This window comes from Thermodesulfobacteriota bacterium, from assembly GCA_036397855.1.
Taxonomy (GTDB): domain Bacteria; phylum Desulfobacterota_D; class UBA1144; order Nemesobacterales; family CSP1-2; genus DASWID01.
This window is the reverse complement of the sequence record DASWID010000087.1, coordinates 21,229-29,279: the sequence shown is the minus strand read 5'-3', so window position 1 is coordinate 29,279 and position 8,051 is coordinate 21,229. Positions and strand designations below refer to the sequence as shown.

Annotated in this window: 7 protein-coding genes and 1 pseudogene; 3 read left to right on the top strand and 5 right to left on the bottom strand. The window is 40.3% G+C overall.

Features of this window, described 5'->3' with window-relative positions; translation table 11 throughout:
- The 4 genes and pseudogenes from VGA95_06815 to lhgO all read right to left on the bottom strand — a co-directional run bounded on the left by VGA95_06815 (position 1) and on the right by lhgO (position 2,933).
- Positions 1-460: pseudogene (locus tag VGA95_06815) on the bottom strand (DNA methyltransferase).
- Between the two features lie 37 nt (positions 461-497).
- The gene (tnpA, locus tag VGA95_06810; protein HEX9666256.1) at positions 498-914 is read right to left on the bottom strand and encodes an IS200/IS605 family transposase; all 417 of its coding nucleotides are present in this window, start codon (positions 912-914) and stop codon (positions 498-500) included.
- A 77-nt stretch (positions 915-991) separates the two neighbouring features.
- Positions 992-1,576 carry a transposase gene (locus VGA95_06805; protein HEX9666255.1) on the bottom strand — a complete coding sequence of 195 codons (585 nt, stop codon included), beginning with the start codon at positions 1,574-1,576 and terminating at the stop codon, positions 992-994.
- 163 nt (positions 1,577-1,739) lie between these two features.
- Positions 1,740-2,933, bottom strand: coding sequence for an L-2-hydroxyglutarate oxidase (lhgO, locus tag VGA95_06800; GenBank protein ID HEX9666254.1), 1,194 nt, complete (start codon positions 2,931-2,933; stop codon positions 1,740-1,742).
- A gap of 315 nt (positions 2,934-3,248) precedes the next feature.
- On the opposite strand from lhgO, the gene VGA95_06795 reads away from it, so the two are divergent.
- From VGA95_06795 to VGA95_06785, 3 genes are read left to right on the top strand one after another with little or no spacing between them, the layout of a single operon-like run.
- The gene (locus VGA95_06795) at positions 3,249-3,743 is read left to right on the top strand and encodes a CarD family transcriptional regulator (protein ID HEX9666253.1); all 495 of its coding nucleotides are present in this window, start codon (positions 3,249-3,251) and stop codon (positions 3,741-3,743) included.
- A 45-nt stretch (positions 3,744-3,788) separates the two neighbouring features.
- Entirely contained in the window at positions 3,789-4,649 is an 861-nt protein-coding gene (locus VGA95_06790; protein HEX9666252.1) for a DUF58 domain-containing protein, read from the top strand.
- Between the two features lie 10 nt (positions 4,650-4,659).
- Positions 4,660-6,636, top strand: a complete 1,977-nt coding sequence (locus tag VGA95_06785; protein ID HEX9666251.1) for a BatA domain-containing protein — start codon at positions 4,660-4,662, stop codon at positions 6,634-6,636.
- On the opposite strand, the gene VGA95_06780 is transcribed toward VGA95_06785, so the two are convergent.
- On the bottom strand, positions 6,620-8,029 hold the full coding sequence (locus VGA95_06780) for an alkaline phosphatase family protein (GenBank protein HEX9666250.1): 1,410 nt from the start codon (positions 8,027-8,029) through the stop codon (positions 6,620-6,622). The two genes, VGA95_06785 and VGA95_06780, sit on opposite strands and share 17 nt — an antisense overlap.
- Positions 8,030-8,051: the final 22 nt, after the last annotated feature.

Sequence of the window (8,051 nt, the reverse complement as noted above, 5' to 3'; positions counted from 1 at the left end):
CTGAACCTTCAAAATCCAATTCGGTGGTGACGGCATCTTGAAGTTCTTTATATGTTGCAAACCCTACAAGAGTGTTCCCTGCTCTTATATTGAAATCTAAGTCGGGTAGGGGTTCTACATAATCGATATCATCAACTTCTGCAACAAGTTTCAAGAACAATCTAAGCTTGGCGATTTCCACCGCCTCTTTCATAATATCAACCCCATAAAGGTTGTTAAGGATGATTGATTTATAAATGTAATATTGTCTATTAGGATGGCGATCTATTTCATCGAGAACTTTTCGAAATTGAGAGAAACGCTTTCCACCCTTAGCGTCATCTTCCCTCACAAAATTTTCCATACGATCTATGCAGGAATCATAAAGCGGCTCCAAAATATTTAATGCTGCAAAAAGAAAAGCACCCGAACCACAAGTTGGATCAAGCACTGTGATATTTGTAATAGCCTTGTATATAGCATTAGTGAATCTACTCTACGGCCTAAAGGCCATAGCTTCAGCCCTGTGGCATGCTGGAGGTTTGCTCCCTTATATAGCGCTTCACCATCTCTTCTTGTACTATTCCTACAGTCTCAGCAAAATAGCCATCTGCCCAAAAACTATCACCCCAAAGAAATTCCTCAAGCTCTGGATACTCTTGCCTTATCACTCTCGATGATCCACCCTTAAAATATTGCACCACCTTTGAAATCGATACATCGGGTGTGACCTGCACTAATATATGTATATGATCTTTGTTTATATTCATCTCCTCAATATACCACCCGTTAACATCTGCACATTGATAGAACAATGCTCCTATCCTCCCCGCTATTTTGCCTCGCAATACACGCTTCCTATATTTCGGTATCCACACCAAATGATATTTTAGTCTGTGCCTTGTATGTGCCCCCGTCCAGTATTTTCCTGACATTCACCTCCAGCATGCCAGAACTTCTTCCGCTCGGCAACTACCGTCGCCTCGCTCCAGGCAGGCATTCATCCCCAGGCTTAAAAGCCTGGGGTTTTCTGCCAAGTTCTTATAAAGCAAAACAAAGGGTGAAAACTTGAACGACCAGGTTTCTTTGGATAATATCCAACTGATACTCTCTGCTGGTGTCCATAAGCTGTCCTCACATGGGAATCTAAATCCAGTGTGATCTTACGCCATCCCTCAAAGTTTCTCCTTGCGCTCTTTAGAAGCTTTTGGTTTACCTTTATTATCCCTTTTGCCGTCTCTATTCTAAAGCCCTTTAAAAATCGGCTGATTGTGCTCTGGGTAGGATAATCATCTAGTCCAGCTATCTTCTGAAATACCTTATCAAGCCTAAGCATTGTGGTGTCACTCTGTCTCATGAGGTCAAGAATTACAGCGTAAACTAGAGATACAAGCATCCCTCCCGCTGAAAACTTACTTTCCCTCTTCACAATTGGGACGGCACTTTCAAGCTCTTCTTTAACCTTTAGATGTCTAAAGAATTTCCTTACAAGTTGGATACCACCGAACTTGGTCAGGTTTTTCCCTGTGAATTCAACTCGAATATCTCTTTCAGATGTAACTTTCTGCGGTGAGGAATATCCAAATGTATCTTTCACTTTTTAGGTGACCTCCTAGTGGTGTTAATTTACAGTGCTTTATACACGTAAGTATCTATAAATTCAAGGAAAGAAAGGATATATCCCAATCATTGCTTTCTTCTTAACGCATAATTTGGGTTCAAGTATAGGCAGACCTAGCGGAATCTTGTAAACTTTATTCTCATCCCAACAGTTTATCGACTGCGTATTTGGCAAAGGCCATAGAGGATGTAAATGCAGGGGATATTGCATTTAAGATATGCAGAGAGTCACCTTCCTTTATCAATACAAAATCCATAACCAGCTTTTTAGTAGGCCAGTGTACAAGCTGAGGGCGAATACCGATTTTGTCGGTAGCTTCAAGGTCTGAAATGTTAAGCTCAGGCAAAAGGTGTTTTGCTTCTTGGAAAAAGAATCGCATTGAGTACTTCTTAACTTCTGTTATTGCAGTGGATCTAAAGGCTTCATTTTCGAAGAAGAGGATCCCGTCCCTGAATAAAATAGGGATGATTTCGAGTGATATATTGTCAAAGAAACGGTAATTCTCCCTGCCAAGAGCGGGAATGGCTGTTGGACCTGCGTATACTTCTCCATTGACACTCTTCGTAAAATGAACACCGAGAAAAGTATTTCGAAGGTCAGGAACCGGATATATATTTCCCCTGACTAGATAGGAACGCTCTTTCCTGATTTTCTTGTACGTCCCTTTAAACGGCAGAATTTTATAGTCCCTTCCTACACCAAACTGATATGCAACCCTATCGGCAAACGCTCCTGAGGCATTCACAACCATATCAAATTTTATTGCACCTTGAGAGGTTTGTACTATTTTGTCGCCATTGAGTCTGAAAAAGGAGGTCTGGTAATTTATCTTCACCTTACCGGATTTCAATAGTTCGTCTTTTATCGAGTTCAATATCTCATTTGGGTCAATCACTGCAGTGTCCGGAGAATATAGAGCCTTTTCATATGTCGACGCAAATGGTTCAATCTCAGAAAGGTCCTTCGTGTCTATAATAGATGACCTTACCCCATTTTGAATTGCCCTCTCATTCAGCTCAAAGAGCCTTTCCAATTCATAGGAGTCCTTCGTAACTATAACCTTTCCTGTTTCTTTGAGTGACAATCCATTTTCACGGCAATACTCCTTCATAAGGGCGTTGCCCTTTACACAGAACTGTGCCTTAAATGAATCCGGAGTGTAATAAATGCCGGCGTGCAGGACCCCACTATTTCTACCACTCGCATGGGCGCCCAGAAATCGCTCCTTTTCAATAACCAGAATTTCTTCAATCCCTCTGCTAAGCAATTCCCGCGCAACTGTGAGACCAGTTATTCCACCACCTATTATAAGAACTTCACAAGTTTCATCCATTTACATAATTAACCCAAAATTAATCGTTTACAAAAGGTTATCTCACCCAGTTTGAACTTTAGATGTAAAACATCTGTAATGATGATTTATCAAATTTCCATAATAATAATGGGTGCACCAAGCTATATTGACCGACCACTCGAGCCATGAAATAGGAATTAATTCTTCCTAGCCGGTCCTATCTCAATGAAAATCAAATATTCACTAATTTGCCCTACTATGTATATCTATTTGATTTATAAGACCAAATTTGACCAAAGGGTTAGACTATGATAACATTATGCATCTTGGATTCCAGCGCCGAGGAAGGAAAACTTGTTTAAGAAAGGTGCTAAAGCAGTCTACCCAGCTCATGGCGTTGTCAGGATCAAAGGAATTGAAGTCAAAGAAATCTGTGGGACAAGAAAGGCGTTTTATATATTACACGTAATCGAAAACGATGTAACTGTAATGGTTCCCACCGACAATGCAGAATCAGTTGGGCTAAGGCCGATCATAAGGAAGAACCAGATACCTAAAATCTACGGGATTCTTAGCGGCAAAAATAAGGCATTCAACTCCTCAAATGGTTATCAAAGCTGGAATAAGAGATACCGGGAGTATGCCGAAAAATTAAAAAGTGGAAATATCGTTGAGGTCGCTAAGGTTCTAAAGAATATAAACCTGCTTCAGTACGAAAAGGAGCTTTCCTTCGGTGAGCGAAGGATAATGGATTCAGCTAGGTCACTTTTGGTAAAAGAAATTTCTATATCTAAAAGTATAGATGAAGAATTCGTCGCTGAAGAAATCGATAAGCTACTTGCCACTTAACTTAGTACAGCTTATGCCTCTTCCCCTTAAAAGATGTCAGAAGCTTTGATAGACGTAAACGCCTCCTTACGGCTCAGAGGATTTTCTTTCCGAATATTCCCCAGAATTAAAGGATTCAAATCAGGCATTCATAAAAGCATATATAAGGGAATAAGCCCTGATTTCGTTGAGTATAAAGAATACTCCCAGGGAGATGATCTAAGGTATATAGATTGGCGTCTCTATGGAAGGCTCGATCGCTTTTATGTAAAAAAATATGAAGATGAAGTTAATCTAATCTGGTGGATACTCATCGATTCGAGTGGGTCAATGGGCTACATTTCAAGAGAATCCAGTAAGCTTGATTACGCAAAAAAACTCGCAGCCACCTTAACATACCTGCTAATTAAACAGGGAGATGCTGTCGGTATTGTAGATTTTTGTGATGGCAACATTGTAATATTACCCCCTAGAGCTGGAAATCCCGCACTAAATCCAATATTGACCAGGCTAGATTCCTTAAGGGCTTCTGGTAAGGCAGATATCAAACAACCTATAACTAGGGCGATAGAGAAAACAAGGGCTGACTCATGCTTTGTCATAATCTCTGACTTCCTCATCGACTTGAACCTAATAGAAGAATCCCTAAAGCTTTTGCGTTCTTCGAATAAAGAAACAATTTTCTTTCACATCCTGGACAGGGACGAAATTGAATTTAACTTTGATGGGTCCATTGAGTTTGAAGATATGGAGGATGAGATGAAAATCCTTGTTGACGCAAGAAATATTAGGAAAACTTATAGAAAACGGGTTCAAGATTTCATAAACAAAGTAAAACAAATATGCCATGAAAACAAATCGAGGTATGTTCTTTCTCCGACTTACTCCCCCATCGAGGAAGTTCTTATGCACATCGCTCAAAAATAGGGAGGAGTAATTGAATTTCTCCCTACTAAACCCTTACTTCCTGATCGGGCTTGGAGCTGTAGTATTACCGGTAATTGCACACCTAATTTCAAGGAAGTCGGGAACCAAGAAAAGATTTGCAGCGCTAACTTTTCTCCTTGCTTCTCAGGGAGAAACCGCAAGAAGATCAAAGATCAAAGATTTATTCTTGCTACTTTTGAGATCTCTGATAATAGTTCTTTTAGTCATCGTATTTGCAAAGCCCGCTGTTTTTTCCTTCACAAGGCTCGGTGCCGATGATGCAAGCTCTGTAGCATTTGTGATTGATAATTCATTTAGCATGGCATATGGCAACAATTTTGGCACTGCAAAAAATAAGGCAAAGGAGCTGATAGAATCCCTACCCGATGGAAGTTTCGCCATGGTCATACCACTTGTCCAAACTGGGAAATCAAAACTTGGTATAACCCAAGATAAAAAGAAAATGAAACAGGACTTAAATAACATAGAGCTATCCAATTCCTACACTGACAATCAACGGAGAATAGAAGAAGCTTTCGGCGTTTTGCAAAACACACCTAATCAAAGGAAAGAGGTCTTACTCATAACCGACCTTCAGAAAAATGGCTGGACAAACGAAGACATTCACAGGGATTGGTTGACGTTAATAGATGTTTCCGAAGCTGAAGTTTTATACAACAACGCAGTAACAGACTTTAACATAAAAGAAACCGAAGAGTTAATTACGAGCGATGTGACGGTTACAAATTTTGAAGATACCGAGTCCAGGAAAATACTTGCAAGTATTTTCATAACCGACCATGAACTAAACGGATTTTTTCAGATTGAACCGGGAGCCGCGCAGCAAAAACAGTTCAGTTATCATAAGTCGCAAATTCCCGCAGGAGAGATTATATCAAGAGTCGAGATCACTCCGGACAATCTTAATGTGGATAACAAAAGGTACTTTGTTTTGCCCAGGGAACAAGGTCTGCGTGTTCTGGTGGTTGATGGGGATCCGAGGGAAATTGCAAGACTCAGCGAAAGTTATTATATCAATGGAGCACTTGAAACACTCTCAGAGCTTCTAAGCCTAAACTTAGATTTAAAGGATAATGACTCATTTCTATCCGAAGATCTGGAGAATTACAATCTAATTTTTATGGCAAATGTTGGAGACATCACGCCCAAAAAGTCCGAAGAAATTAAGAAGTTTATAAAAAACGGTGGCACTCTGATAATTTTTCTTGGTAATAGAATCAGTAGCAACATTTATAACAAGCTTCTATATGATGTGCTGCCAGCAGAAATTGGCTCAACAACTGACGGCGAATTTACATTAGTTCCGGAAAATTCCTATCTAGAGTTCATGAAAAACAAAGATAGCTTAAAAGGCGTAAAGGCAAATAAACTGTATACCCTGATCCCTAAGGAAAATTCACATATTATGATGAGCACTTCAGACAAATATCCTTTTGTGATAAGGAATGACGAAGGGAAAGGCGCCGTAATTTTGTTTGCCTCAACGGCTGATTTGAGTTGGAATAACCTTTCATTATCCCCTCTTTATCTCCCAATCATTAAGACATTCTTTGACCTTCCCGTCTCAAAGAAATCTCTCGATAGAAACATATCAATTGGTGATGCACTTACGATTGAGATTGGAGATGATTTAGACGAAGTCACCGTAATAAACCCATTGGGAGAGAAATACAATATTAATAGAGGAAATACCAAATTCTCAAACACGTTTGTCCCCGGAATTTACAAGGTCGAAAACGAAGGCAACATTCTCTACAGCTTCGCGGTTAATGTTGATCCAGTTGAATCAAATCTAGAGAAGATCTCCACGAAATCCTACTCCTCACCGAATGATTCCGAGTCTCGACGAGTCAAAGTCTTTAAAGAGATATGGCTCTATTTTCTATGGGCCGCGCTCGCGTTGTTCATCACCGAGTCTCTCTTTAGAACCAGAACAATCAATTCTTTCGTTAACCTACTAAGCTAATCCCATCAATCCCTTCTGGTATTTGATGTCCCATTAGGTGAAGTATAGTTGGATACAAATCAACGGTTCTTGGATATTCTTTATTGATTTTGAAGTTTACTGCGAGTGGAACATGCATATGTTCACGAGACAATGAGCCATGCGAAGACCGGTGTTCTGGCTTTTCATGCTTTGCCCTTAGATCATAACCTGGCTTTGCACTCACCAGCAAATCCCCCGATCGCGGTGACTCTAGGAGTTGAATTATTTGAAGGATCCCATCCGGATATTCAGTGTTAAATGTGCTCTTCAGGGCTTCGTCTATGCTCATCCTGTTTGGTAGAGATTTGTATCCAAATGGATCATCGAAGATCACATCATACCTCAATAAGCCCTCCTCATCCAACCACGAAACGGCTTCTCCTTTTTGGCTCTTTATCCTTGCCCTACCCTCATTATCAATCCCAGCTATGAGGTCCACCTCGGGCCTTTCAATAAAACTGTCCACTAGGTCAGCAAGTTCTTCAAACGTGCTTCTCTGTTCCCAACCCTTCGGACTCCTCACGTAGATATGGGTCATTGCATTACCTGAAATCATGTTCGCAGCGTCGGCGTTTCTATAGAATCTGAAAATGTTTGGATAATGTAACGTCTTATAACCAAGGCGATTCATAAATTCTACAGAATCGAAATGTGAATGCGTGAGGGAAAGCCCATGATCACTTGCGATGATGAGTATCGTCTCTTCCAATCTCCCTTCTTTTTCCAATATCCTTCCGAGAGAGCCCACCGTTTCATCGATCCTCAGATACGAATCTATTACTTTCTTATGAAAAGGATGATTAGAATGTGAGTAGGTATCAATACCGAGAAATACAACGTATGCGAACTGGGGATTTTCACCCATAGAATCTATAAGAATCCTTCTAGCAGCTAAGTCAACTTCGTCAGTCCGGTTTGTGAAATGGCTTTTCATTTTATAGTAAATTTTCAAAAGCTTGGTTTTATCACCATTAAAACCGACCCCTCTGTTAAGCTCGTTCAAAATGCTTATAGTATTGGGGAAAACCTCGAAAAGAGTAGGCGTGTCCGTAGAAATATCACCATTGATCAGAAAAGTTCCAATCCCAACATAACTCCTAAAACGACGAAGAGAGAACAACTTGCTTGAATAGCTTTTCCTATCAAACCACCTAATCCCAGGAATATTGCACCTTCCTGGAAATTTTCCCAGGATAAATGGAGCATATGCCGGACCGGTGGTAGACGGAAACACAGAAACCGCCTTGGTATGTGTTCCCTTTTCCACAACATACTTCGCAATGTTTGGCAGTCTTCCACTAATTAAGAGATCTTCAAACACATCAGCCCTAGCACCATCAGCCATGATAAATATGCAACTCTTATACTCCATAATTTAAGCCCCTATCTTTAAG

Bases quoted from the DNA above. Each gene is read 5' to 3' on its own strand.
- VGA95_06780 (HEX9666250.1), bottom strand. From the start codon at position 8,029: ATGGAGTATAAGAGTTGCATATTTATCATGGCTGATGGTGCTAGGGCT.
- lhgO (HEX9666254.1), bottom strand. From the start codon at position 2,933: ATGGATGAAACTTGTGAAGTTCTTATAATAGGTGGTGGAATAACTGGT.
- tnpA (HEX9666256.1), bottom strand. From the start codon at position 914: ATGTCAGGAAAATACTGGACGGGGGCACATACAAGGCACAGACTAAAA.